The following is a 25329-nucleotide window of genomic DNA, read 5'->3' as shown; positions in this document are numbered from 1 at the left end:
GGCTCGGGTCGAGGTTCAGCCGGCGGTGAGATGGTCGGCGAGGCCCCGCTTGATGCCCGCGACGAACGCGGCGATCTCCTGCGGGGTGTAGATCAGCGCGGGTCCGGCCGGATCGGTCGACTGGCGCAGCGCAACCCGCCCGTCGGCCAGCAGCTTGGTCTGCACGCACTGGCCGCCGTTGGGCCCGCTCCACGGCGACTCCCAGCCCTGCTCGCCCAGGTCGGTGGCCGGCATCCCGTTGTAGACGTGAGAGTCGGTGCTGGTCATGAGTACTCCTTGCGCATGCGGTTCAGCAGCGCCTTGCTGTCCGCGTCCGAGCTCAGCAGGGACATGCGGTTGTGCGCCTCCAGATGTGCCGACACGTCGGAGCGCTGATCCAGGTACATCGCGCCGGAGAGGACCTCGGTGTACACGATGTCCGGCAGCTCCGGCTCCTCGAAGCGGAAGTAGGTGAACGGCGCGCACGCCCCCACATGGGCGCCGGCCGTGAACGGCACGACGTCGACGCTGACGTGTTCCAGCTCCGAGACCTCCAGGAGCCGCTCGATCTGCTCCCGCATGACCTCGGGGCCGCCGACCACCCGGTGCAGCACGGCCTCCTCCATCACCACCCACAGCGTGGGCGCGCCCGGTCTGTCCAGCAGGCCCTGGCGGCGCAGCCGCAGGTCCACCCGCCGCGCCAGGTCCTCATCCGCCTCGCCCGGAAACCCGCCGCGCAGGACCCCGCGCGCGTAGGCGTGGGTCTGGAGCAGCCCCGTGACGTAGTGGGGCTCGTAGGTACGCAGGGTCCTGGCCCCGGCCTCCAGGCTGACGTAGGCGCTGAACCAGTTCGGCAGGACGTCCCGGTAGGTGTGCCACCAACCGGGCTCATTCGCCCGCTCGGCGAGCTCGACGAACTCCTCGATCTCCTGCTGCTCCGCCCCGTAGGTCTCAAGCAGCTTCTCCACATAGAGCGGCTTGAGGGCGACCTCTGGAGCAGCCCCGTGACGTAGTGGGGCTCGTAGGTACGCAGGGTCCTGGCCCCGGCCTCCAGGCTGACGTAGGCGCTGAACCAGTTCGGCAGGACGTCCCGGTAGGTGTGCCACCAACCGGGCTCATTCGCCCGCTCGGCGAGCTCGACGAACTCCTCGATCTCCTGCTGCTCCGCCCCGTAGGTCTCAAGCAGCTTCTCCACATAGAGCGGCTTGAGGGCGACCTCGGCCTTCTCCAGACGGCGGATGGTCAGGGACGTCACCCGCAGAGCCCTGGCCGCGTCCTCCAACGAGGCCCCCGCGCCCTGCCGTCGCTCCTGCAGTCGGCGACCCAGGATCATGCGCAGCACGGTGGGAGCACTGGTGCCACCGGTGCTCGTACGGCCTTCGCTCACGTCCTGACCTCCTGAGGAACTGTCACCGTCCCGAGTCTGACAGCGACTTGATGACGCGACCAGACGGATATCGGCTTTCTGAAATTATCAGGCAGCTGGTTGCAGGTTGAACTTGGGTGCGAGCATAGTTACTTGCGTACACCGTGCCGCCGAACGCGAGCGCGGTGTCGTCAACCGTCCCCACCCAGTGGCGTGTTGGCATTCCCTGACCCCCGATGCTGCTCGCCCGGCCGCGCCGCCGCCCCCACGGAAGGCCAACACCGTGTCCCCCCACACGACCTCGTTCCCCCAGCTGTTAGACGCCGTGGACCAGGAACGGACCCACTGGATCGAACTTCCGGCCCACCGCTCCAGCGTCGGTGTCGCCCGGCGCTCCGTCGGGACCCGACTCAAGGCCTGGAGCCTGCCGGGCGAGCTGTGCTCGGACGCGGTGCTGCTGCTGTCCGAGCTCGCCACCAACGCCGTGTGCCACACCCTCAGTCCGCGCATCCTGTGCGGCATCGGGCTGGTCGCCGACGGGATCCTCCGGCTGGAGGTGCACGACCACGACCACTCGGGCCCCACGTTGCGCCGGTGCCGGGCGGGACTCGACGACGAGGGCGGGCGCGGACTGTTCCTCGTGGAACAGCTCGCGGACACCTGGGGGGTGGACCGCTCGAGACTCACCGGCGGCAACGCGGTATGGGCGAACCTGTCGGCCTGAACCAGGGCCTGTCCGGCGGATCAGGCCGGCTGAAAGAAACAGTGCCTACCGGCCGAGCCGAGCGGGCTCTGGTGCGTGCAGCTGCAAGGCGGAGGAGGGCGGCGACGCGGAGCGTCGGCAACCGACGACAACGCCGCTGGGGGCACCCCCTCTGGGGGAGTGCGTGCCAGAACCCGCGACGCCGGGATGCTCCGCCGGACAGGCGCTAGCCCTTGGTGGGCGTGAGTTCGGCGAGGAGCAGGGTGCGGTCGTCCGCGCCGGCCGGATCGGAGGGGGCGTGCAGCAGCCGTCGGCACAGGGCGGGGAGCGGGTCGTGGTCGACGGCCGCCGCATCGAGCGCCCGGGCGAGGCGGGCGATCTGGTGGTCTATGTCGGAGTCCCGCGACTCGACCAGACCGTCGCTGTAGAGCACGAGCAGCGCGGGCTCGTCGATGCTCAGGACGGTCGGCTCGTAGGCGCCCGCGCCGAGACCGAGCGGCAGGCCCGCGCCGACCAGCGTGACCGGAGCGGTCCGGCCGTCAGGCCCGCGCAGCAGCGGTGGGGGGTGACCGGCGCCCACGAGGGTGCAGGTGCCGCGCCGGGCGTCCCACTCGGCGTAGATGCAGGTCGCGAAGGATGCCCCCGGGGTGTCGCTGGCGAGCGCGTCGAGCCGTCGTACGAGATCGACGGCGGGGATGTCGAGACCGGCCAGCGTGCGTACGGCGGTGCGCAGTTGGATCATCGCCACGGCCGACTCCGGGCCGTGCCCCATGGCGTCCCCGACGATCAGGCTGACCCGGTCGTCCGGCCGTCTCAGCACGTCGAACCAGTCACCGCCGATGATCGAGCCCTGTCCGGCGGGCAGGGACCCGTGGGCGATGCGGCAGCCCTCGACCTCCTGGATCGTGCCCGGCAGCAGGCTGCCCCGGATGGCCAGGGCGGTGCGGCGCTCGTGCTCGTAGCGGCGCGCGTTGTCCAGGGCGACCGAGGCCCGCGCGGCCAGCGACTCCACGGCCGCGATCTCCGCGGTCAGGAACGGCCCGCGGTCCGGTCCGCGGGAGCAGGCGACGAAGCCGATCGCCCCGCCCCGCAGCCGCAGCGGCGCCACAAGGAAGGAGCGCGTCTTGAGGAGTTCGCCGATGCGCGCGTCCTCACCTACGGAGGCGGCGAGCCGCTCGGCCGTGTGGTCGTCGACCGAGTCGAGCAACTGCGCGTGTCCGTCGACCAGGGCGCGGGCGTACGGGGTCTCGCGGGGGAAGACCAGTACCTCGCCGACCGGCAGGGTGCGCTCCCAGGACTCGGGTGCGTCCGTGCCGACGCGCAGTGCCAGTCTGCGGGCCTCGATCTGGGCGGGGTTCCCGCCGGCGTACGTGGTCTCCTCGCGCCGCCACCGCTCCAGCAGATAGAGGGACGCCGCGTCGCAGAAGCCGGGCGTCAGCGCGTGCACGACATGGCTGCCGGTCAGCCCCAGGTCGAGTTCCGAGCCGATGACGTCGGCCGCGGGTGAGAAGGCCGACCGACGGGGCGGGGGCACGGCGGCGGGGGTGTCGTCGGCGCGGCTGTGCGGTTCGTTCCGCAGGGTCGTGGTGCCTTTCCGGGTGGGGGTCCGGGCGCCCGGCGCGGGACAACTGATCGCCAGACGTCGACGGCAACTATATGATGAGTCGTCAAGTGCCTTGGCAGGAAAGGACCTTCTGGTGACCGACACGGATGCTCTGCCGCCAGGGACCGATCCGGACAAGGCGAGCGTAGCCCGGATGTACGACGCGATGCTGGGCGGGGAGCACAACTTCGCCATCGACCGGGAGGCGGTGGCGGCGGTCACGGCCATCGACCCCCAGGTGCGCACGCTGGCCCGCGCCAACCGCGCCTTCCTGGGGCGGGCGGTGCGCTTCCTGGCCCGGTCCGGTGTCCGGCAGTTCATCGACCTCGGCTCGGGGATCCCGACGCAGGGCAACGTCCACGAGGTCGCCCAGGCGGCGAGCCCGCAGGCCCGGGTGGTCTACGTCGACAAGGACCCGGTGGCCGTCGCCCACAGCACCACCCTGCTCGCCGACAACCCCTACGCCGACATCGTCGACGCCGACATCCGGCGGCCGGCCGACGTCCTGGCCTCGCCGCAGGTGCGCAAGCTGATCGACTTCGACCAGCCGGTCGCCGTGCTCATGGTCGCGATCCTGCACTTCGTCGCGCCCGAGGAGAATCCGGCCGGAATCGTCGCCGCCTTCCGGGACGCACTGCCCGAGGGCGGCTGGCTGGCCCTGTCCCACGCCACCAACCAGGACCGCCCCGACACGGCCGCCGCGGTCACCCAGCTGTACCGCTCCCGGGCCACCTCACCGGTCACCGTCCGTTCCCACGAGGAGATCCAGGGCCTCTTCACCGGCTTCGAGCTGACGGAACCGGGCCTGGTCCACGTACCCCTGTGGCGCCCGGACGAGAACGAGGACATCCCGGAGAACCCGTCGGAGTACTGGGTGTACGCGGGGGTCGGCCGCAAAAGCGGGTGACCCCCGCGACGGTCCCGTCCCGAGAAGGCTCACATCCGCAGGCGAACGGCGTCTGCACGGCGTACCGGTGACGGCCCGCACGGCCTCCTTCCGCCGGCCCGGGCGCCCGGCAGGAACAGGTACCGGGCCGTAGCGTCGACGCCTTTCACCGCGCTGCCTGACGCGGCACTCGGCCCGCGCCGAGGCGGTCGCCGCCCGCGGGACGGCGACCGGGCGCTCGACCTGTCCACAAGGCCCTGACGGGGCCCTCACCCCGCGATGGAGTCGAGCTGTTCCGCCGCCGGACGCAGGGCCCACAGGTCGCCGCCCGGCGGCGCCTCCAGCAGCGGAACAGCCGTGCGGGCCCGCTTGTCGCCCGCGTCGGCGGCCGCGTGCACGACGTCGGTCGCCGCGTACCGGAGGAACTCCAGCTCCGGATGGGGCCACGCGGTGGCTCCGGTCGCGGCGGGCAGCAGATAGTCCACCGCCTTGAACAGGCTCTGCCCGTCCGGGCCTCGGTACGCCCACAGATCGGCCCCGACATTCCGGCCGATGGCCGCGAGCCGGGTGTAGGCGACCAGGTCGAAGGTCGAGTAGTGCCAGCTCCGGGTGCGGGCCAGCTCCTGGGGCTGGCTGCCGTCGGCCGCGATCTGCGGTGCCACGCGCTTGCCGCGGGCGTCCAGGACCGTGCGGCGGGCCAGGGCCTTGTCGCCGGTCGCACAGGCGAGGCCGGCGAGCAGCATGTCGTAGAAGGTGCCGTGGTTGTTGGCGGCGGCCGCCTCCTGCTTGCCGAAGTCACTGTCCTTGAGCCAGCCGAGGAAGTCGGTGTTCCACTCCGTCATGCCGGTGCGGTCCTTCCGGTTCCAGCCCGGAGCGCCGGTGTCCAGCAGGGCGAGCGCGTCGAGGACGCTGGTGTACGACTGCGAGAAGTCGATGATGCCGATGGCCCGACCGTCGTACTTGCAGGGGATGAACTGTGCGTGGTCCAGGTTGGGGTTCATTCTCGTGGCGGGGTCGAGGAACCAGGTGCGCAGCACCTGCCCGGCCTTGCGTGCGTACCGCTTCTCGCCGGTGTAGTACCAGGCGAGGGAGAGGTCGTACGCGGAGTCGAAGACCTTCTCGACGTCCTGGCGGTCGGTGCCGGAGTCGACCTCGGGGTTGCGCTGGCCGTCACGCTGGACGTAGGGGCAGCCCCAGGGGTTGTCGGCGGTGGGGGGCTGGGAGGGCCACCAGTACGGGGCCTGGCTGAGGTAGTCGTGGATGTCGCCGCCGGGAGCGGGCCTGGGCTTGTCGACGACGGTCCAGGGGCCCTGGTCCAGCCACTTGTCGGCGCGGACCGTCAACGCCTGCACCGTTCTCCGTAGTTGCGGATCACCACGATCGAGCCGGGCTTTCGTCTGCTGCAGCCGGGCACCGTCCAGGACCGCGGTGTGCGGCGGGGGCGTGCTCTGTGCCGCCACCGGTGCGCAGAGCCCGGTGGTGAACGCGGCCAGAACCGTCACCAGGACGCACAGGCGGGAGCGCACGCTCATCGGCCCGCTCCGTTCAGCCGGCGCTGGGCCTCGTACAGGTTCCGTGGCCGCACCGCCCCCGAACTGCCGTACAGCTCGAGGCGCGTGTGCAGATCGCCCGTGAAGTCGGGGACGTCGATCTGGTCGAACTCTGTGACCTCGTCGATGCCGACGGTCGCGGAGTACGGCGCCAGACCGTCGATCTTCACCAGCCCCGCGCGGCCGTTGGTGACGCGGATGTTCCAGTGCGTGAACCGGGCGCCGAAGAGGGGGCCCGCGCTCGCGTCACCGCCGTGGCGGCCGTTGTTGTTCAGGGTGATGTCGGTGCGGACATTGGCGAAGGGCAGGCCTCGATGGCTGTCGAAGGTCCCCATCCGCATGTCGCCGCGCGACCAGACGTTGTACGACGACAGTCCCTCGACGTTGATGCCGTGCAGCTGGGTGTTGGTGGGAGCGGGGTTGGTGCGCTCCTCGATCGTGAAGTCCTCGACGAGGTTGTCGTGCGAGCCTTCGCGGCAGAAGTAGGGGTGATGGGAGCCGCGGCCCGCCACGCGCGTCCGGCGCAGAGTGCAGGCGGAGGCGGCCACCAGGCCGAAGCCGTTGTCCACATGGCGGACCGTCACGTCGTCCACCCAGCAGTCGTACGCGCACTGCAGCACGACGCCGTTGTGCCCCTTGTCCAGCAGATGCGGCTGCTGTGGGATGTCGGGTGCCTCCAGAGTCAGGCCCTCGACGCCCGAACCGCTCAACTCCGCTACATGCGTGGTCAGTTGCGGAGACCACTCCGGGCGCAGGTCGAGCGGGAGCGGTCGTTCGAGGGTGACCTTCCGGCCGTGGACGCGGGCGATGCGGACGGGCCACTCGTAGGGCACGTACGACGTCAGCTTCGTCTTGTCGTCCCAGAAGTAGGCCTCGGGGCCGGGCCCGCCGCCGCACATGTGCTCGAGGAGGGTGTGGTCCGCGTCGTCCGCGAGCCGGAGGAGGACCAGGGCACCCGGCCGCAGTGCGCGGGTGTCGGCAGCCGTCACCGTCCAGGAGCCCTGTCGTGCCGGGGCGAGCTCGGTGAGCGTCCGCCACTCGTCGCGCCGGTTGCCCGTCCAGCCCTCGAAGGGCCATGCCTTGGCCCGGATCGCGGCGACGAGCGATTCCCAGCGGACCCGGGGCGCCAGCCAGATCAGTCCGCCCGCCCATGACCAGGACGACTTGTCCCCTCCGTAACGGGAGCCGTAGGTCCCGATCAGCTCGGTGAGGTTCTTCGTCGCGTACAAGGTCGTACGACCGCTGCCGGCGCCCCTGAGCACTACGTTCGAGTGGTTCACGCGGATCACGTCGTCGATGCGGAAGGTGCCCGGCGGGATGGTGACCGTGCCACCGCCGGCCCTTCCGGCAGCGGCGATGGCACGGTTGATCGCGGGGGCGGAGTCGGTCGTCCCGTCCGCCACGGCGCCGAAGTCGCCTACGTCGGCGACGACTCGATGGCGCGGGAAGCGGGTCGCCCCGCCGTGGCACCCGGCGCGGCCGACGTACGGGATCTGCGGATGAGTGAAAGGAGTGCGGTTGAATTCCCGCCACAGCGACGGGACTTCGACCGCTCCGGCGGTCGGCGCGGTGACGGCGCCGGCCGCCACGGCGACCGCGCTTCCCAGCAGCACTCGCCTGGTCATGCCCATGACATTCCGAGGACCCAGGGGTCCGGTGTGCGCATTGCTCATGTCCGTTCGCCCTTCCCATGTGCTTTTCATGGATGTGAACGAAGTTCATAACTGCGTTGAGCGGTGAGCATGCCATGAGGTTCTTCCGCGCGAAAGAGGTTGCGCAGCGGTTAATGGGCCATGTCCGTGAACAGCTACCCATGCCGAACCCCGCCGACAAGGTGTCTGTCGGCGGGGTTCGGTGTGGAGGCGCGGGGCCGGGATCTACCGGCGGCCCCAGCCGACGGCGATGATGCCGGTGATCTTCGATCCGGTGACGTTGTCGTAGACGACCTCACCGCCGGTCTTCTTCCAGATCCTGAGGTGGAAGGTGTCCGGGGCATCGGTGGCGGTGATCCGGAAGCCGTATCCGCTCTTGCCGTCGACGGTGCCGGACCCCTGATAGACGGCCTGGGAGCCGGTGACCACGAGCCAGTCCGAGCCGGTCGAACGGAACTTCAGCCTGGCCGCGCCGAAGTCGAAGGAGGCCTCCCCGACGGGTGCCGAGGCTCCTGGCAGGTAGGCCGCGGCGAAGGAGAAGGCGGCCTTGCCCGTCAGGTCCGGCTCGGCGGGGTAGGCGCCGGCCGCGGAGCCGAGGACTCCGGTGCCGAGCGCGGGACCTGCCGAGCGGTCGTAGACGATCAGCTCGGGAAGCGTCCTGCTGTCCGAGGCGCCGTCGTCGTCGGTGACGGTGATCACCGGACGGTGGATTCCGGCCTTGGCGTAGGAATGTTCGGCGCGGCAGCCGGACGCGGTGACCGTGCCGGACTGCGGCGCGCTCCCGTCCTTCCAGTCGACCACGCACGTGTGCGTGTCACTCGTGCCCGGGTCGGTGAACCCCGCCGTGACGACTGTGCGCCTGCCGACAGGCACGGGGGAGCGCGGACCGGTGCCGGAGACCACGGCAGGCGCCGCGTTGGCCACCTGGACCGTCGCCGTGTCCTCGCTGCGCCCGCCCGTGAGGGTGACCGTGTAGGTGCCGTTGTCGGTGCACGTGAGGGTCGTCGCGGCCGAGCCGGGGTCGGCGAAGGAGCAGGGCGCCCCCTTTTCGACGGTCCACTTCGGGCTGCCCGCACCGGAGATCGTGCCGTGCAGCGCGATCGCGTCGCCCTCCGTCCCGCTGACGTCCTGGCCTGCGTGCACGATGCTCACCGGGTCGATGCTCGTCAGGGTGGGCACGACCTTCTTGATCAGGCCGTCGGAGTCGAACTCCAGCTTGTCGACGGTCGTTTCGCGGTGCATGCCGTCACCGCCCGGGATGGCGAACCGGTGATAGGCGATGTACCAGTCGTCGGTGCCCGGCACCTGGACGATCGAATGGTGGCCGGGGCCCTTGATGCCGAGCGAGAGGTCCTTCTCCAGGATCACGCCCCGCTTGGTCCACGGGCCGGTGGGGGAGGGGCCGGTGGCGTAGGCGACACGGTAGTTCTCGTCGCGGGTGTCGTTCTCCGACCACGTGAGGTAGTAGGTGCCCTTCCGCTTGATGACGAACGAGCCCTCGTTGTAGCCGCTGGGCGTGATGTCCTTCATCTTCGGGAGGTCGACGGACGTCATGTCGTCGTTCAGCGGGGCCACGTAGGCGTGCCCGTTGCCCCAGTAGAGGTACGACTTGCCGTCGGCGTCGGTGAACACGGCCGGGTCGATCATCTGGCCGCTGAACTGGCCCGCCTTGAGCAGCGGTCGGCCCAGTGCGTCCTTGAAGGGACCGGTCGGCGAATCCGACACCGCGACACCGATGTTGGCGTCGGCACAGAAGTAGAAGTAGTACTTCCCGCCCTTCTCGGCGATCGTCGGCGCCCAGGCCCTGCTGTCCGCCCACGAGATGTCCGGACCGAGGTCGAGGATGACGCCGTGGTCCTTCCAGTGGACCAGGTCGGTGGAGGAGTACGCCTTGAACTGCGTGCCGCTCCAGCCCTCGAAGCCGTCGGTGGTCGGGTAGATGTAGAAGGTGTCACCGAAGCGGACGATGTTCGGGTCGGCGTTGAGCCCCGGCAGGACCGGGCTCCTCATGATGAGCGCCGAGACCGTCCAGGTGCGCTTCTTGCCGTCGGAACCGGTCACCTCGTACGTCACCGGCTTGCTGAAGTCCTGCACGCTGCCGGAGGCGGGGCTGATCGCCGCTCCGTGCGCGAGGGTGAACTCCGGGGCCAGCGCGGTGAGATCGGTGCCCTCCTTCATCGGCAGCGTGACTTTGCCGTCCGCGTTGTCGACGATGGCGTCGACCTTCAGCGCCGGGTGCGTGGCCTTGGCGATGCCCGCGGTGTTGCCGCTGAGCTCCATGACCTCCGCGGCCGACAGGGCCCGGTCGTAGATGCGGAAGTCGTCGACCTCGCCGCCGAACGAAGGGTCGGCCGCGTACAGGGACCTGCCGATGTAGCCGCTGTAGTCCTTGTTCGCGTCGTACAGCTCGGACGGCTTGACGGTGGTCGTCGTGCGGGCCGCCTCGACGCCGTCGACGTAGAGGACCATCGTGCCACTCGCCCCGCCGAGGGTGACCGTCACGTGCCGCCACTCGCCGGGTGTGAGCTGCGAGCCGGCCGTCAGCTTCGACTCCGCCGACCAACTCGCCTTGGTGATCGCCGAGTAGAGGCTGTTGCCGCCGTTGGAGGGGGTGGCGAAGAGGTACTTGTCACTGTCCGGACCGAGCCCGAAGAGCCACTGGAAGCTGTTGCCCCCCTTCCACTTGGCGTACGTCGACACGGTCACACTGTCGGCGTTCTTCAGCACACCGCTCGGGATCTTGACGTACGGCGAACCAGTCGCGTCGCCCGACATCTTGAAGGAGCCGCCCCGCACACCCGTGCCGAAGCCGGGCGTACCGACATAGGTGCCGTGATAGCCGTGCCCGCTGGAGTCGACCGCGATGTTGCCGCCGGTCTCGTCGAAGCCGTAGTGCAGAAGCAGGTCGGCCGGGACGTCAGGTCCTTCGGCGGACACGGTGACCTCGGCCTGGACGGGTATCGCCGCACCGTCGGGCAGGCTCCCGGTGACCGTGAAGGTTCCGGCCTGTGCGTACTTCGACGCCGGGACGTCGTCCCAGGTGACGGCGACCGGGCGCCTGACGCCGTCGGCGTACGTGGCGATCACGGTGGCGGGCAGGACCGGCGCCTCGCCGGTCCGTGTCTTCACCTTGACGGCCTCGACGCTCTCGACGAGCTGGTCCGGCTGGTAGGCACGCAGCAGCCGGTCGTACTCCGCCTGTGTGACGGGCAGGACGGTGCCGTGGCGCGGCTTGGCCGGAAGGTCGTAGTCGGCGACCGGAGTCCAGTTGCCGGAGTCGAGGTCGGTCGTCTCGAAGGGGAGGTAGCCGCGCCCGCCGAACTCGTCGAGGAACGCGTACCACTTGTCCCCGGTGTTCGACTTGAACACCAAGGGCCCCTCGGCGGCGCTCATCGCGCCCTTTCCGATGCCCTCCGCGACCGCGGTCCAGGACGGGTTCAGGATCGAGTCGCTCTTCTCCTCGAAGATGAACTTGCTGTTGGGCGTCGAGGAGCTGTTGTTCCGCTCGTCCTTCGACAGACGGTAGTAGGTGCCGTTGTTCCGGATCATCGTGGAGTCGATGACCGAGTAGCCGCGGTCGATCCAGACCTTGGGCTCGCTGAACGTGTAGAAGTCGCGGGTGGTCGCGTACATCATGCGGTTGTACGTGTCGCCGGAGTGCGCCTCGTTGTCGTACAGCTTCGACGCCCAGAAGACCACGTACTCGCCGAGCTTCGCGTCGTAGAACGCCTCCGGCGCCCAGGTGTTGCCCGCGCTGTCCGGGGAGATCCTGATGAGCCGCTGGTTCGTCCAGTGGACCAGGTCGGTGGACTCCCAGATCATGATGGACTTGCTGCCGGAGCGCTGGGCGGCGTCCCAGTCGCCGTTGCCGTAGATCCTCAGATCGGTGGCGATCTGGTAGAACTTGTCGCCCTCGGGGGAGCGGATGATGAACGGGTCGCGCAGGCCCTTCTCGCCGAGCGTGGAGGTCAGGACCGGCTTGCCGTCGTTCAACTCCCGCCATTTCAACGGGTCGTTGCCCTTGCTCAGGGCGGAGTAGAGCTGCTCGCCGTCCGAGGTGCCCTCACCCGTGAAGTAGCTGAACATATAGCCCTTGAGGGCCTGCTCCGCGGGGAGTTCGGGAACCTTCGCGGTGAAGGTGCGGGTCGCCTTCGCCTCGCCCTTCGTGACGGTGGCGGTCAGCGCGACGGTGGTGGAGCCCTCGCCGTGCGCGGGGCGATGGACCACACCGTCGTCCTCGACGACCTTCTCGTCGGCGGAGGACCAGGAGACGGCGGTGCCGTAGTCGCCCGCCGCCGGGAGGGTCAGGTTTCCGCGTACGTCGTCGAGGTTGTGCACGGCGAGCGACTGGGCGGCCCGCTCGGTGGCCGCGGTGTCGTCGAAAGCGGGCAGGACCGTGACGTCGAAGCTCTTGGTGCCGGTCACGGTGCCCTTCTTCAGGGTCGCCGTGAGCGTGGCATGGCCGTCCGGTTCACCGGCGGCGGGGCGGGTCACCTTGCCGGAGCCGCTCACCACATCCGTGTTGTCGCTGGCCCAGGTGATGGTGGACCCGCCGGCCGTGCCGGTCTTCGGCAGGTCCAGGTCGGCCGTGACGGCGCTCGTGTCGCCGAGGCTCAGCGCGGCCTTGTCGTCGGAGACACCCTGGCCGGCGACCGGGAGGGAGAGCCGCTCGACCTCGGAGGCCGCGAGGGCCCGGTCGTAGACCCGGAAGTCGCGGATCCGGCCCTTGAAGAGCTTGTCGCCGGAGTAGACCGACCTGCCGATGTAGTTGGCGGTGGTGGTTCCCGATCCGATGGCGCCCGGCGTGGTGGTGACCGCCGTGTTGCGGCCGACCTCGACACCGTCCTCGTACAGGACACCGGTGTTGCCGGTCTGGGTGTAGGTGAGCTGCTTCCACACCGCGCGGGTGAGGTTGTGCGCGTCGGAGGGCTTGGTGGTCTGCTCGGTCGACCAGTTGCCGGTCGCGATCGAGGTGCGCAGGGAGTTGCCGGTGGCGAACAGGTACCCGTTGCCGTTGCTGCCGCTGGAGTTGCCGAAGCCGTAGATGAAGTACGGCGTGCTCTGGGCGGAGTCGAGCAGCACGTCCGTGGAGACGGTGATCGAGTCCATGCCTTTCATGACGTCGTCCGGCACCTTGACGGAGGTGTCGGAGCCGTTGAAGGCGAGCCCCTGCGTGGGATCCGACCAGTCGGCGGTCCCGTTCACCGTGCCGTCGCGGCCGTGACCGGAGGCGTCGGTGACGGTGGTGCCCGAGGCGCCGTCCAGCTTGTACCAGAGGGCCAGGCCGCCGGTGACGTCCGCGGTGTCCGCCGCCTGGGCGGGGACCATGGGTGCGGCGAGGCCCAGGAGGAGCGCGGCGGCGGTCAGACCGGCGAGGCGGTCCGCCCAGCGTCTCGCGCGGGTGCGCGGACGTGCGAAGTACGTCATGTGGGGTTCCCCTGCTGAGGCGTGGCGGGGCCTCGGCGGGGGCACCCTGCCGTTTCGGCTGTGTGACGTCGTGTTGCGAGAGTGTCAATCGCGTGGTGCGGGGACGTCAAGAGTTTTCGAACGATGTCCGACCAGCCGAACGTTACGTTTTCCCCACATGTACCCGGGAGTTGGGGGCAAGCGGGTTGTACCCAGCGTGACTGCCTCAGACAATCGAAGGGATGGGCACCATGCTCGCCATCATCTCCGCCGTCCTGTTCTTCATCTCCTTTCTGATCAACGCTGCGGACATATCGACCAACGACACCTTCACCTCGACGAACATCATGCTGCTCGGTCTCATGGTGCTGGCCCTGCATGTGGCCGGCATCGGAAGCGGCTGGTCCGTGAGCGGTCGCAGGCGGTGAGACCCGTCAGACGCGGGGCAGCCCCCAGCGGGGCGCCTCCTCGTTCGGGCGCACGGGCGCGACCGTCAGGTCGGGACGGTCGCCCTTGGCGGTGATGAGCGCCGACGCCCCTTTTCGCAGGGGGATTTGGACGGCTCCGTCGCCTAGGTCGACGTGACGGAGGGGACGTCCCTGTCCGTCACGTACGTCGACGGGGCCCGCGATCCCGTGCCGTACGACGCAGGGCGCCCCCGCCTCGCTCACCAGCCGAACCCAGCGCGTGGCGCCGTTCTCACGCCGCGCGCCGAGCAGGAAGGCGCCCTGCGTACGGAAGTCGTGCAGGACCAGGTCCGCCCAGGCGGCGGGCAGCGCGGGAAACACCCTGATGACACCGCCCCATGACTGACACACCATGTCGTGCAGTGACTGTGCCGCCGACAGCGGTGTCTCGATGACCGGCCCGGACTCCTTGTACATGGTGTTGGGCTGGATGAATCGGGTCATCAGCTCGCCGAGGTATCCCAGCGCGTCCTCGCCCTTGCCGAGCAGCGCCGACATGGAGGCGGCGCCGGTGAAGGTGTAGCCCTGCAGGGCACCTTCGAAGCCCACCCAGTGCGCCAAGGACCGCTCGATCAGGGCGCGTTCGTCGGGCGTGCGGCCGGTGACCTCGTACAGCGGGTAGACCGCGAGCAGGTGGGAGTAGTGGCGGTGCGATTTCGCGAAGGGGATGTCCGCGCCGATCATGAAGCCGTTGTCGTCCGTCGGATACGGCGCCCGTTTCGCCAGCACCTCGCGCCAGCGGGGTGCCAAGGGGTCGTCGACGCCGAGGAGTTGGGCGGTGTCGAGAAGGGTTCGGCAGCCCCAGGTCAGGAGCATCAGGTCGTAGTTGCAGTCGCGCGAGTCGCCGCCGTACTCCGGGGAGAAGGTGGCGGGCAGGTGCAGCTTGCCGTCCGGGCCGGGCTCGAGGAAGTGCAGGTAGTAGTTGATCGCCTTGCGCAGCAGGGGGAACAGCACGTCCTGGAGGATCGATCCGTCCATCGTGTGCCGGTAGCTGAGCCAGACGTTGTGCAGCGCCCAGGTCAGATTGCCGACCTCGGGGGTGGGAGGGTCCTGGCCGGGGACGCCGACGCCGTAGCCCATGAGGCTGCTGGCCGCGCCGTTGACCAGTTGGGGATCGGTGGTGCGCGGGATGCCCAGCGAGTCGGCGCGGTACGGCGTCGGTGTCTCCTGGGCGAGGTTGTCCCGGAACTCGCTCAACGCCCGGGTGATGGCGTCAAGTTCGAGATGGTTGGAGCCGTGGATGAGCCAGTACTCCAGTTGGGCGTTCAGGTTCCACCAGGTGTTGGGCCAGGGTGTGGGCTCCAGCCAGGGCCCGCTCGTCGCCATCACCGGGGCGTCACGGCGGGCGGCGGAGGCGGTCTTGTACAGCTGGATCCAGTAGAAGCGCTGGATACGTGCGTCGGGGAGAGACAGGAAACTCTTGCGGTAGTAGGCGTGCCACCAGGCACGGTGGTCCACCGCAAGGGCGGAGTAGGGGAGTTGTTCCGTCCGGCGGACCGCCTTGAGGGCCCGGCCCAGTGCCGTGGTCCCGGGGTGCGAGTGCGCGACATGTGCGTACAGCGTCCTCGTCCGGCCCCGGGCCCGCTCCCGCCACGCGGTGACGTGCTGCCCGCCCGCCAGCAGGGGCTGTACGGCGGCGGTGATCCCGTCGTGGTCGGCGACCTGGGCGGGCGGATTGCCCTGGTAGCCGTCCGGCAGCGGCTTGAAGGCGGCCCGCGGACTGATCGCGTCCGCCGGATGGAAGACCCACCGAAAACCGCGCTCGCCCTCGCTCGCGGTCACTTCCACGGCCAGGACCGAGCGGTCGTTGTGGATCAGGGCGCGCAGGGCCAAGGTGCCCTTGTCGGTGGTGAGCGTGCCGGTCAACTCGGCGTCGTGCAGCGACAGCCGCCAGTCGAGCCCGGTGACCGCGCCCACCGGCTCCAGGGTGAAGTACCCGATCGGCAGCCGGGCGAGGCCGAAGAGAGAGCCGAACTCGGGACGGTGGTCCTGCACCTCGGAGTGCTGGATGTTGAAGCGCACCGCCGTCGAGGCGGCTCCTGGTTCGGCGTAGATCCCGGAGCCGAGGAGGCCGTTCCCGAGGAAGGGGCCTTCGTACCAGGCCGTCGGCATCCGCTGCCAGACCAGGTCGGCGTCGTCGAGAACGGTGCGCCAGGGGTTGCCGGCCGGCCGGGTGGCCTCGGTTCGGTCGGCAGCCGTCGCCTGCGTGAGAGGCAGACCCGACGCCAGGAGCGTGCCGCCGAGGGCGGAGCCGGTGGCGAGCACGGTGCGTCGGGACGGATCGGGCGCGGAGGGGCTGGACACGGTGCCTCCAAGCGGGCTCAGCGAGGGCGATTCATCGGAGCTATATCGCGTTGCAACATAGAGTTGGGGTTGCTGCGCGTCAATGGAACGGGATAGATCCGATGTCCCTTATCGCTCCTGCATCCAGGCCCGCGTGCCGAACGAGGCACACGCCCGTGCGGCCACCACTGCCGCGGTGCGCAGGGCTTCACCGAAGCCGTATGGAGTCAACTCCCCCTGGGCGGCGAGGTGATGGGTGAGCGCTCCGTGGAGGACGTCACCGGCGCCGAGCGTGTCCGCGACCCGGACGGCAGGTACGTCCACGGTGCCGCCGCCTTCGGGGCTCGCCCACTCGATGGGCCGCGCTCCGCGGCTCACCGCCGACCAGGCAACCCCGTGCTCCGTCAAAAACCGCAGGACGTCCGCCGGGGTGTGGGTGCCGGGCGGCCGGAAGTCGTCCGAGCAGACAGCCACGTCGACGAACGGCAGCAGCCGCTCCGTACCGCGCTTCCAACTGCCCCCGTCCAGAACGGTCATACGCCCGACGGCACGTGCGGCGCGGGCGGTCGCCGTCGCCAGCTCCATGTGGTGGCCGTCGAACTCGACGATGTCGCAGGCGGCCACCAGCGCTTCGAGATCGTCGGGCGGCGCCAGCCGGTACCCGGTCGCGTTGGTCGACGCCACCGCGCGGTCCCCGCTCGACTCGGTGACCAGAATCGACGACACGGCGGGCGGGTCGGCCGAACCGGCGGCCAGGTCCGACACGCTCACCCCCAGCGTCCGCAGATCCGCCGCTGCCGCGATTCCCAGCGGATGGGAACCGATCCCGGTGAGCAGCCTGGCCCCGCCACCCAGATGGCTGAAGGTCACGGCCGCGTTCGCGGCAGGGCCGCCCGCGGCCACCACCTGCTCGCGAGCCGTCAGTTTCTCGTCGGACGACGGCACATGGTCCACGAGCTGAATGACGTCCAGGGTGCACAGGCCGACGAACAGCCCTTGAGGTCGTCGGCTGTTCGTCGGCTCCACTGTGTGCACCTACCTCTTCCTGCTCGCAGCCCCCGGGCCTCAGCCCGCCGCCCGCTTCACGAGTTCCCCGATCCGCGCCTCGTCGGCCGCGGTCAGCTTCGTGAGCGCGAAGGCGGTCGGCCACATCGTGCCCTCGTCGAGGTCCGCCTTGTCGTTGAAGCCGAAGGTCGCGTACCGCGCGTTGAACTTCTGCGCGCTCTGGAAGAAACAGACGACCTTGCCGTCCTTGGCGTACGCGGGCATCCCGTACCAGAGCTTCGGCGCCAGGCCGGGCGCGCTCGCCCTGACCACGGCGTGGATCCGTTCGGCCATGGCCCGGTCCCCGTCCTCCATCTCGGCGATCTTCGCGACCACGGCGGCCTCGTCCTCCGCCGCCTTGTCGGCACGCGAGCCGCGGCGCGCCGACGCCTTCACCTCCAGGGCGCGCTCCTTCATCGCGGCGCGCTCCTCGTCGGTGAACGTCTGGTTCGTCGTGGTCGTCTTCCTCGTGCCGGCCGCCATGACGGTTCCTCCTGGTCTACGGATGATCGGGGACATTCTCACGCCGCACTGCCGTGCCGTTCACCCCCACGCGCCGGCGATCTGCCGGGTCGTGGCGTTGAGCCGGTTGAACAGGTTCGTCACGCCGATCATCAGGACGATCGCGGCGAGCTGCTTCTCGTCGAAGTAGGTGGCGGCCGTGTCCCACACCTCGTCGTTCACCGCGTCGGGACGGTCGGCGAGACGCGTCGCCGCCTCGGCCAGCGCGAGCGCCGCCCGCTCCTCCTCGGTGAAGTAGGGGGCCTCCCGCCATGCGGCGACCGTGGCCAGCCGCTCGTCGCTCACTCCCGCCTTACGGGCCGTCTTGGCGCCGCCGTCGACACAGGCGCTGCAGCCGTTGATCTGACTGACCCGCAGATGCACCAGCTCCAGCGTCTGCTTGTCCACCCCACCGGAGTGCACGGCCTTGAAGAGCTGCTGGATGGGCTGCATGGCGTCGGACAGGACGACGGCGGGGTTCTGCATACGGGACTGCATCAGGAATCTCTCCTCTGTCGGGCTGTGCCCCGTCCGTCGGGGCGTGATTCCATCTCAGCCGAGAGGGCTTGTCACGACGACTGCAGTGGGACACCGTGGGACAGCCGAAACGGCCTTGAACAGGCACGATCCGGCCCGGAAGAGTTCGGCCGGGGCGGGACAGGGGGAGTGGGGAGCAATGGTCGAGCACGACAGGACGGTGGGCGCAGACCCGCAGGAGGAGCTGGCTGCCCGGCTGCGCCTGCTCCAGGAGCTGTCGAAGCGGGGTGTACGGGCCCTCGCACGGGAAGCGGGTCTCAGCTCGTCGTCCCTGTCCCGCTACCTCAGCGGCCGGACGGTTCCGCCGTGGCCCGCGGTGATCGCGCTGTGCCGGCTCGTCCAGCGCGACCCCCGCCCGCTGCGCCCGCTGTGGGAGCGGGCCTCCAACCCCCTGCCGGCACCGCCGAGGACCAGCCGCCAGGTCCACCCCCCGGCACCGCCCGCCGGTGCCCCGCGCCCGCCCCGCAACGACCTCCCGCGCGACGTGCCCGACTTCACCGGCCGCGAGGACCAGCTCACGGCCGTACTGGACGGGCTGGGCGACAGCCGGGTGATCGCCGTCGACGGCATGGCGGGCGTCGGCAAGACCTGCCTGGCCGTGCACGCCGCGCACCGGCTCACCGCCGACTACCCGGACGCCCAGCTCTACCTGGACCTGCACGGCTTCACCGAGGGCCGCAAGCCGCTCGACCCCGACCGCGCCCTGCGCACCCTGCTCGCCGCCCTCGACGTGCCCTCCGAGAAGGTCCCGCAGGAAGGCGGTGTCGAGGAGCTGGCCGCCTGCTGGCGATCCGAGCTGGCCCACCGGCGAGCCGTCGTGGTCCTCGACAACGCCGCCGACGCCGACCAGGTCCGCCCGCTGCTGCCCGGCGCCGGCCCGTCCGTCGCCCTCGTCACCAGCCGCAACCGGCTGCTCGGCCTGGACGAGGTCCCTCCGGTGTCACTGGACGTGCTGACCGAGCAGGAGAGCGCCGAGCTGCTGGCCCGCGCCAGCGGCGAGGCCGACGGCCGCGAGGGGCGCCTGGCCCGTGACCCCGAGGCCACGGCCGAGGTCCTGCGCCTGTGCGGCCGTCTGCCGCTGGCCCTGCGGCTGGCCGCGGCCCGGCTGCGGCACCGGCCGGGCTGGACCGTCGGCATCCTCGTTGAGCGGATGGCGGAGGGCGCGAGCGAGTTCGACACCGCGTTCGCCATGTCCGTACGGCAGTTGGACCGCGCCAAGGCCCGGCTGTTCCGGCTGCTTGGCCTGCTTCCCGGGTCGTCGTTCGACGAGCACGTGGCGGCCGCCCTGGCCGACGTGCCACTGCGCAGCGCCCGCGAGATGCTGGAGGACCTGCTGGACGCGCACCTCGTCCAGCAGCCGGCGGCCGGCCGCTACCGCCTGCACGACCTGGTCCACCAGCACGCCCGCCACGCCACCATGGAGCAGGACTCCCCGGCGGAACGTGACCGGGCGCTGACCCGGGTGCTCGACCACTACGTGCATGCGGCGGCAGCGGCGGACGCCGCGATGCCGTTCCTGTCCCGGAGCCGCGAGGCCACCGTGGACCGCCCACCGGCCGAACCTCCGCACTTCGACGACAAGATCGCGGCCCTCATCTGGTTCGGCACCGAGTACCTCAACCTGCTGGCCGCCTTCGAGGCGGCGGAGGAGGCCGGGGCCGACCGGCACCTGTGCGAACTGCCGCGCTTCATGCGGGCGTACTTCGCCCGGCGCTGCGGCACCACCATGCTCAACGGCCTCTTCGAACGGTCCCTGGCCGCCGCGCAACGCCTCGGCGATCCCCTGCAACTGGCGGAGGCCCACAGCGACTTGGGATTCGCACGCTACAACGCGGGCCGCATGGCGGAGGCGAGTGCCGCGTACGAGGCGGCGGCACTGCTGGTGTCACAGGTGGGGGACATCCGTACGGAGGCCGAACTGACCATGCGTCGCGGGTACTTGGCGTGGGACGAGGGATACGTCGAGGAGCCGCTGGGCATGTTCCGTCTGGCGGGGAAGCTGTACGCGGACGCCGGCTGTCCGATGGGCACGGCCCACGCGACCGCGTACGAGGCCTGGGCGCTGCTGCAACTGGGACACCGAGAGGAGGCGGCGCAGCTGGCCCGCACGGAGCTGGAGGCCCCGCACGCCGACGGAGCATGGCCGCCCACCCTGACCGCCCTGATCACGCTGGGCGTGGCCATCGCCCACGAGGACCCCGACGAGGCGGTCGGCCACCTCGACCGGGCGCTCGCGCTGGCCCGCGAGGACGGACACCGGCACAACGAGGCATGGTGCCTGAACTGCCTCGGCGTCGCTCTGCGCCGGATGGGCCGCTACGAGGAGGCCCTGACCCGTCACGAGCAGGCGTTCGCGCTGCTGGACGCACTGTTCGAGGACCACTGGAAGATCCACTTCCTCAGCGCCTACGGCGAGACCTGCCGCCTGGCGGGCCTGCCCGACCAGGCCCTGCGCCTGCACCACCAGGCTCTGGAACTGGCCCCGAAGCTGGGCCACCACCACGCCGAGGCCCTGGCCCACGAGGGCATCGCGGCGATCCTCGACGAGACGGACCCGACCGCGGCGGCCGAACACCGGGCGGCGGCGCGGGCCGTACTGCCGGACCACGGCGAAGGGCGCACGGCCGACCGTCGGCCGGGGCCGGGGACTTCTGGCTGCTGACACTTTTCCGGGAGGCGGCGCCGCACCGCATGCGACTGGCGGACGAACTGGCGGCCTGCCCCTATGGCGTGGACATCGTCCACCTGCCGCTGGTGGCCATCGTCCAGTACTGCCTGGCCGGCCGCGGGCTGCCCGCGGCCGGCGCGTGGGCGGTCGTGTGCGTGCTCGTCGTAGTGGTGTCCTTCCTCCTGGCGGCGGGCCTGCGCCGGCTGCCCGGGGTCCGCCGGTGCTGTGAACCGGACGGAGGCGGAAGGATTCCGGGCGGCGGTCAGTGGCGGACCTTCACCTTGCTGACCGCGGCGACGCCGACGGCGGCGAGGGCGATCTGGATGAGCCACTCGATCCAGTCGACACCGTTGGTGTCGGCGACGTCGAGACCGGCGGCGATGCCGGACCCGATGAACGCGGCGATGATGCCGATAGCGATCGTCCAGAGGATGCCGATGCGCTGACGTCCGGGGACGACGAGCCGGCCGAGGACACCGATCACAATGCCGATGACGATCGCGCTGATGATGCCTGAGATCTCCATGAGCGGTCTGCCACTCCTCGTTTCAGTCGTTGGTGACATACGACTGCCCGTTCGAACCGAGACCACTCTGCCCCATGTATGAGACAAATAAAGATCTCTCCGATCTGCCGGTAGGGCGTGATGGCGGGCAGCGGGTCCAGAAAAGTTCGGCGCCGGTTCGCCGATCGCCTTCATCTCCCAGCCGCCGGGGCCGCAGCGGACCTTGGCCCGATCTGTGCCGTGTGTCGGCCGCCGGTGTGCCGGCCGGAGCCGTCGTCGCTGACAGGTGTTGGTCCCGGCGGCCCGAAGGGCTTGCCCGGCGACCCGTCCGGGTTGTGCGCGCTCGGGCCGATGCTCGTGACCACCGTGCCGCCGGCTCTGCGTCGCCGGTTTCCCCTGACCGTCGTGTGGGCCGTCGTAGCCGCATCGCTTTTCAACGCGGAGGCATGAGTGAGGCCAACGTGGCCGGCTGCACGGCGTCCGCCGCGGCCGAGCCCCGCAGCAGCGCGGACAGGTCGTGCGGTTGAGCCTGTTCGTCGGTGGGGGCCGCCGCTGCGATGCGGTCCAGTCGGAAGCCCCGGCCCGCCTGCCGGGTGCGGCACCAGGCGATGAGATACCACCGTCCGTCGGCCGTGAGCAGCCCGGCCGGCTCCACCACGCGGTCGCTTCGGCGTCCGGCCGCGTCGACGTAGGACAGGCGTAGGACCGTCTGGGTGGTGACGGCTTGTTCCACCGCGGCGCGCATCGCGGAGTCCGCCGGCGCCGGCAACGAAACGATTCGTGCGGCCAGTTGCCGTGCCGCCGCCGAGGCGCGGCCGGTCATCGAGGCCGTGACTTTGAGGCCGGCCATGCGGGCCGCCCCGGCGTACGGGGCGGAGGCGTGGACTGCGGCCAGTGCGACCACCAGTGCCGAGGCCTCCTCGGCGGTGAAGTGGATCGGGGACAGGCTCATCTCCGGGTCGATCGCCCAGCCCCCGCCCCGCCCGGCCGTGGTGCGTACCGGCACACCTGCCTCCATCAGCGCCTGGAGGTCACGCTGCACCGTACGCGTGCTCACGTCGAAGCGTGCCGCGAGCGCGGCGACCGTCAGCGGCCGCGGCGCCGCCGCGCGCAACTCCTCCACCAGGGCGTACAGCCGGGCAGTGCGATTCACGTCGGTGACGCTACCGTCCCGTCGTGGACAGGAAGTGCCGCTCGCGCCGCAGTTCCCGCTCCGTGACGGTCAGTGGGAAAAGAGTGAAACCGTGCATGGCCCCGGCTACGACGCCGAGCCGTACCGGCGCCCCGGCCGCCTGCCACCGCCGCGCCAAGAACAACGAGTCGTCCAGCAAAGGATCTTCGGTGCCCACGACGATTCTGGCGGGCGGCAGGCCGGCAAGGTCGGCGAACAGCGGGGAGACCTCGGGATCACGGCGCTGTTCCGCCCCGAGGCCCGGTGTGCACAGCTCGTACGTCCGCCGCAGGGTGTCGGTGTTGCTCAACAGCCGCCTGGAGCCGAACGACCGCTGGCTCGGTGTCATCGACAGGTCGTAGGGCCCGAAGAGCAGGTGGGCCGCCCGGAACGCGCCGATGATGCCGTGCCGGTCCCGAAGTCGCAGCAGGGTCAGCACGCTCAGGTGGGCCCCGGCCGACTCGCCGCCGATCAGCAGCCGTTCGGTACCGAACTCGGCCGCGGCGTGCTTCACCAGCCACCGGGCCGCCACTTCGCAGTCGTCGGGCCCTGCAGGGAAGGGGTGTTCCGGCGCGAGCCGGTACTCCACGCTCACCACCGCCAGCCGGGCCCGGACGGCGAGCAGCCACAGCCTCTCGTCCTGCCCGTCCGCAGAACCGAAGGCCCAGCCGCCGCCGTGGAAGTGCAGGTACACGCCGTCGACGCGATCCGGCACGAACACCCGCACCTTGACACCGCCCTCGACGACACGGTCTTGTCCGTACGGCAGTCTCGTCGGCGGCGTGTCGCCGCCAAGTCGGTTATGCCGCAGGGCGGCCAGCAGGTCCGCGCCCGGTCTTCCTTCGCGCGCCGGCCGGCGCGGCGCAGTCGCCTCGTACTGTGCGTTGAACGCCAGGGTCTCGGCGAGGCAGTCCTCATCGGTGATCATCACGCGCCCACGGTCACACCCGTCCGCGACAACCCCCTGTCACCTTTTTCCGGTGAGCTGCGTCACGCCCGGGCTGGGGAGCCAGGGTGCCGGCCGGGAGTGACCTACCGGGTGCCGTCTCGTAGGGAAGATCGGTGCCGCAGGACCACCGCGGCGACACCGAGAAGGCCGGCCGTCGGAACTGCACGCCATCGCGTCGGCGCGCCGCGACGGCCCAGGAGACGTGCGGCGATCGGGCCCGGCGAGGAGGAGCGCGGCCGACGCGAACACGCCCCACCTGACGGCGTCAGCCCGGCAGACGCAGACCCGCAATGAGGATCCCGACCAGCCGCCGCGGGTCGTAATTCGGATCGCTGTCCGCGCCGATACAGAGGTTGCCGACCCCGCGCATCAACTCGTACGCCCCGACGCCCGAGCGGATCTCTCCGGCCGCCGTCGCGGCGTCGAGCAGCTGGGTGCATACGGGCACGAGGCGGTCGAGGAAGTAGGCGTGCAGCGTGTCGAAGCCGGAGTTGTCGGACTGCAGGACGCCCGCGAGCCCGTGCTTGGTGACCAGGAAGTCGACGAAGAGGCTGATCCACTGCTCCAGTGCGGCATGCGCCGTCGCGCTGCTCGCGAGCAGGGCGGGACCGGCCTCGGCGCAGGCGTCGACCTGGTGCCGGTAGACGGCGATGATCAGGTCCGACCGGGTGGGGAAGTGCCGGTAGATCGTGCCGAGCCCGACACCGGCCTCGGCGGCGATGTCACGCACCGGTGCCTCCACACCCTTGCTGACGAACACCGCGGCGGCCGCATCGAGCAGCGTCTCCTTGTTGCGCCGGGCGTCTTTCCGGCGTGGGGCCGCGCGCCCCGAGTCGTCGTTCACCGTGCTGCTTCCTCCGTCGCCTTGCAAAAACGGAACTATGTTCCGTATCGTTTCCGGAACGAGGTTCCGTTTGCCCATGATGGCAGAGCGGAGCCCCGGCGACCAAGCCATGCCACGGCGAGCCGAGGCGAGCCAAGACAGGCCATGCCACCGCATGCCGCACGGCTGTACCCGTTACGGAGGAACAACATGCAGTACCGCACATTGGGCCGCACCGGTGTCCAGGTCAGCGCCCTCGCGCTGGGCGCGATGAACTTCGGCCGGATCGGCCGCACCACACAGGACGAGGCCACCGCGATCGTCGACGCCGCTCTCGAGGCCGGTATCAACGTCATCGACACCGCCGACATGTACGGCGACGGCGAGTCGGAGGAGATGGTCGGCAAGGCCGTCGCCGGTCGCCGCGACGACATCGTGCTGGCCACCAAGGCCGGCATGCCCATCGGCAACGAGCGCAACCACCAGGGCAGTTCACGCCGCTGGCTGGTCACCGAACTGGACGCCAGCCTGCGCCGCCTCGGCGTCGACCATGTCGACCTGTACCAGATCCACCGGTGGGACCCGAACACCGCCGACGAGGAGACGCTGTCGGCCCTCACCGACCTGCAACGTGCCGGAAAGATCCGCTACTTCGGCTCCTCCACCTTCCCCGCCCACCGCATCGTGCAGGCCCAGTGGGCCGCCCACGAGCACCGCCTGAGCCGTTACGTCACCGAACAGCCCAGCTACTCCATCCTCCAGCGCGGCATAGAGACCCACGTCCTGCCCGTCACCCAGGAGTACGGCCTCGGCGTGCTGGTGTGGAGCCCGCTGGCCTCGGGCTGGCTGTCGGGCGCGATCCGCGCGGGCCGGGACATCACCACCCATCGCTCGGCCTTCCTGCCCGCGCGATTCGACACCACGATCCCCGCCAACCGGGCCCGGCTCGACGCGGTCGAGCGGCTGGCCGCGGTCGCCGACGAGGCGGGCCTCACGCTCATCCAGCTCGCACTCGGCTTCGTGACCGCCCACCCCGGCGTGACCAGTGCCCTCGTCGGCCCTCGCACGGTCGACCACCTGCGCGCCCAACTCGCCGCCGCGGACGCCGTCCTGACCGACGACGTGCTCGACGCGATCGACGAGATCGTCGCCCCCGGCACCGACCTGGCCCCCGAGGAGAAGTACGACACCCCGCCCGCGCTCCTCGACCCGTCACTGCGTCGTCGCTGACCGCCG

The 25329-nt window shown here is 70.4% G+C and carries 19 protein-coding genes and 1 pseudogene; 5 read left to right on the top strand and 15 right to left on the bottom strand.

The window, feature by feature from the left end; translation table 11 throughout:
* Positions 1 to 15: 15 nt before the first annotated feature.
* From BFN33_RS03600 to BFN33_RS55390, 3 genes and pseudogenes are all read right to left on the bottom strand, one after another.
* Positions 16 to 267: a DUF397 domain-containing protein gene (locus BFN33_RS03600; RefSeq protein WP_069758340.1), complete on the bottom strand. Its 252-nt coding sequence runs from the start codon at positions 265 to 267 to the stop codon at positions 16 to 18.
* Positions 264 to 1085, bottom strand: coding sequence for a DUF5753 domain-containing protein (locus BFN33_RS03595; protein WP_256122624.1), 822 nt, complete (start codon positions 1083 to 1085; stop codon positions 264 to 266). The genes BFN33_RS03600 and BFN33_RS03595 overlap by 4 nt, the downstream gene beginning before the upstream one ends.
* Positions 992 to 1366: pseudogene (locus BFN33_RS55390) on the bottom strand (helix-turn-helix domain-containing protein); the annotation flags it as partial. The gene BFN33_RS03595 and the pseudogene BFN33_RS55390, both read right to left, overlap by 94 nt.
* Positions 1367 to 1628: 262 nt before the next feature.
* Here BFN33_RS55390 and BFN33_RS03590 point away from each other — a divergent pair.
* On the top strand, positions 1629 to 2069 hold the full coding sequence (locus tag BFN33_RS03590; protein ID WP_256122623.1) for an ATP-binding protein: 441 nt from the start codon (positions 1629 to 1631) through the stop codon (positions 2067 to 2069).
* 205 nt (positions 2070 to 2274) lie between these two features.
* Here the strand turns inward: BFN33_RS03590 and BFN33_RS03585 are convergent, their stop codons facing one another.
* Positions 2275 to 3582: a PP2C family protein-serine/threonine phosphatase gene (locus BFN33_RS03585; protein ID WP_069758339.1), complete on the bottom strand. Its 1308-nt coding sequence runs from the start codon at positions 3580 to 3582 to the stop codon at positions 2275 to 2277.
* Positions 3583 to 3745: 163 nt separating this feature from the next.
* Between BFN33_RS03585 and BFN33_RS03580 the strand changes: the two genes are divergently transcribed.
* A complete protein-coding gene (locus tag BFN33_RS03580; RefSeq protein ID WP_079140570.1) occupies positions 3746 to 4558 on the top strand; it encodes an SAM-dependent methyltransferase in 813 nt (270 codons plus the stop codon).
* A gap of 248 nt (positions 4559 to 4806) precedes the next feature.
* Here the strand turns inward: BFN33_RS03580 and BFN33_RS03575 are convergent, their stop codons facing one another.
* The 3 genes from BFN33_RS03575 to BFN33_RS03565 all read right to left on the bottom strand — a co-directional run bounded on the left by BFN33_RS03575 (position 4807) and on the right by BFN33_RS03565 (position 13166).
* Positions 4807 to 6069 carry an alginate lyase family protein gene (locus BFN33_RS03575; protein ID WP_069758338.1) on the bottom strand — a complete coding sequence of 421 codons (1263 nt, stop codon included), beginning with the start codon at positions 6067 to 6069 and terminating at the stop codon, positions 4807 to 4809.
* Positions 6066 to 7718 (bottom strand): glycosyl hydrolase family 28-related protein, encoded by a 1653-nt coding sequence (locus tag BFN33_RS03570; protein ID WP_069758337.1) that lies wholly within the window; start codon positions 7716 to 7718, stop codon positions 6066 to 6068. Before BFN33_RS03570 ends, BFN33_RS03575 begins: the two co-directional genes overlap by 4 nt.
* 246 nt (positions 7719 to 7964) lie before the next feature.
* Positions 7965 to 13166: a family 43 glycosylhydrolase gene (locus BFN33_RS03565; RefSeq protein WP_069758336.1), complete on the bottom strand. Its 5202-nt coding sequence runs from the start codon at positions 13164 to 13166 to the stop codon at positions 7965 to 7967.
* A 221-nt stretch (positions 13167 to 13387) separates the two neighbouring features.
* Here BFN33_RS03565 and BFN33_RS03560 point away from each other — a divergent pair, with 221 nt between their 5' ends.
* The gene (locus BFN33_RS03560; protein ID WP_069758335.1) at positions 13388 to 13573 is read left to right on the top strand and encodes a hypothetical protein; all 186 of its coding nucleotides are present in this window, start codon (positions 13388 to 13390) and stop codon (positions 13571 to 13573) included.
* A 6-nt stretch (positions 13574 to 13579) separates the two neighbouring features.
* Here the strand turns inward: BFN33_RS03560 and BFN33_RS03555 are convergent, their stop codons facing one another.
* The 4 genes from BFN33_RS03555 to BFN33_RS03540 form a co-directional block, all read right to left on the bottom strand.
* A complete protein-coding gene (locus BFN33_RS03555; protein WP_079140568.1) occupies positions 13580 to 15916 on the bottom strand; it encodes a Tat pathway signal sequence domain protein in 2337 nt (778 codons plus the stop codon).
* 108 nt (positions 15917 to 16024) lie between these two features.
* Positions 16025 to 16930 (bottom strand): PfkB family carbohydrate kinase, encoded by a 906-nt coding sequence (locus BFN33_RS03550; RefSeq protein ID WP_069758334.1) that lies wholly within the window; start codon positions 16928 to 16930, stop codon positions 16025 to 16027.
* Positions 16931 to 16960: 30 nt separating this feature from the next.
* Positions 16961 to 17422 carry an iron chaperone gene (locus tag BFN33_RS03545; RefSeq protein WP_069758333.1) on the bottom strand — a complete coding sequence of 154 codons (462 nt, stop codon included), beginning with the start codon at positions 17420 to 17422 and terminating at the stop codon, positions 16961 to 16963.
* A gap of 60 nt (positions 17423 to 17482) precedes the next feature.
* On the bottom strand, positions 17483 to 17938 hold the full coding sequence (locus BFN33_RS03540; RefSeq protein WP_069758332.1) for a carboxymuconolactone decarboxylase family protein: 456 nt from the start codon (positions 17936 to 17938) through the stop codon (positions 17483 to 17485).
* Positions 17939 to 18116: 178 nt separating this feature from the next.
* On the opposite strand from BFN33_RS03540, the gene BFN33_RS03535 reads away from it, so the two are divergent.
* Positions 18117 to 20639 carry a tetratricopeptide repeat protein gene (locus BFN33_RS03535; protein ID WP_069758331.1) on the top strand — a complete coding sequence of 841 codons (2523 nt, stop codon included), beginning with the start codon at positions 18117 to 18119 and terminating at the stop codon, positions 20637 to 20639.
* A 268-nt stretch (positions 20640 to 20907) separates the two neighbouring features.
* Here BFN33_RS03535 and BFN33_RS03530 read toward each other — a convergent pair whose 3' ends face one another.
* The 4 genes from BFN33_RS03530 to BFN33_RS03515 all read right to left on the bottom strand — a co-directional run bounded on the left by BFN33_RS03530 (position 20908) and on the right by BFN33_RS03515 (position 24114).
* A complete protein-coding gene (locus BFN33_RS03530) occupies positions 20908 to 21171 on the bottom strand; it encodes a GlsB/YeaQ/YmgE family stress response membrane protein (protein WP_069758330.1) in 264 nt (87 codons plus the stop codon).
* A gap of 412 nt (positions 21172 to 21583) precedes the next feature.
* Positions 21584 to 22303 (bottom strand): YafY family protein, encoded by a 720-nt coding sequence (locus tag BFN33_RS03525; RefSeq protein ID WP_069758329.1) that lies wholly within the window; start codon positions 22301 to 22303, stop codon positions 21584 to 21586.
* A 10-nt stretch (positions 22304 to 22313) separates the two neighbouring features.
* Positions 22314 to 23249, bottom strand: coding sequence for an alpha/beta hydrolase (locus tag BFN33_RS03520; RefSeq protein WP_256122658.1), 936 nt, complete (start codon positions 23247 to 23249; stop codon positions 22314 to 22316).
* A 286-nt stretch (positions 23250 to 23535) separates the two neighbouring features.
* Positions 23536 to 24114 (bottom strand): TetR/AcrR family transcriptional regulator, encoded by a 579-nt coding sequence (locus BFN33_RS03515; protein ID WP_069758327.1) that lies wholly within the window; start codon positions 24112 to 24114, stop codon positions 23536 to 23538.
* Between the two features lie 189 nt (positions 24115 to 24303).
* Between BFN33_RS03515 and BFN33_RS03510 the strand changes: the two genes are divergently transcribed.
* Positions 24304 to 25323: an aldo/keto reductase gene (locus tag BFN33_RS03510; RefSeq protein WP_069758326.1), complete on the top strand. Its 1020-nt coding sequence runs from the start codon at positions 24304 to 24306 to the stop codon at positions 25321 to 25323.
* The last annotated feature ends 6 nt before the right edge of the window (positions 25324 to 25329 follow it).

This window comes from Streptomyces sp. LUP47B, assembly GCF_001746295.1.
Classification (GTDB): Bacteria; Actinomycetota; Actinomycetes; order Streptomycetales; family Streptomycetaceae; genus Streptomyces.
This window is presented reverse-complemented; position numbering and strand designations above follow the sequence as displayed.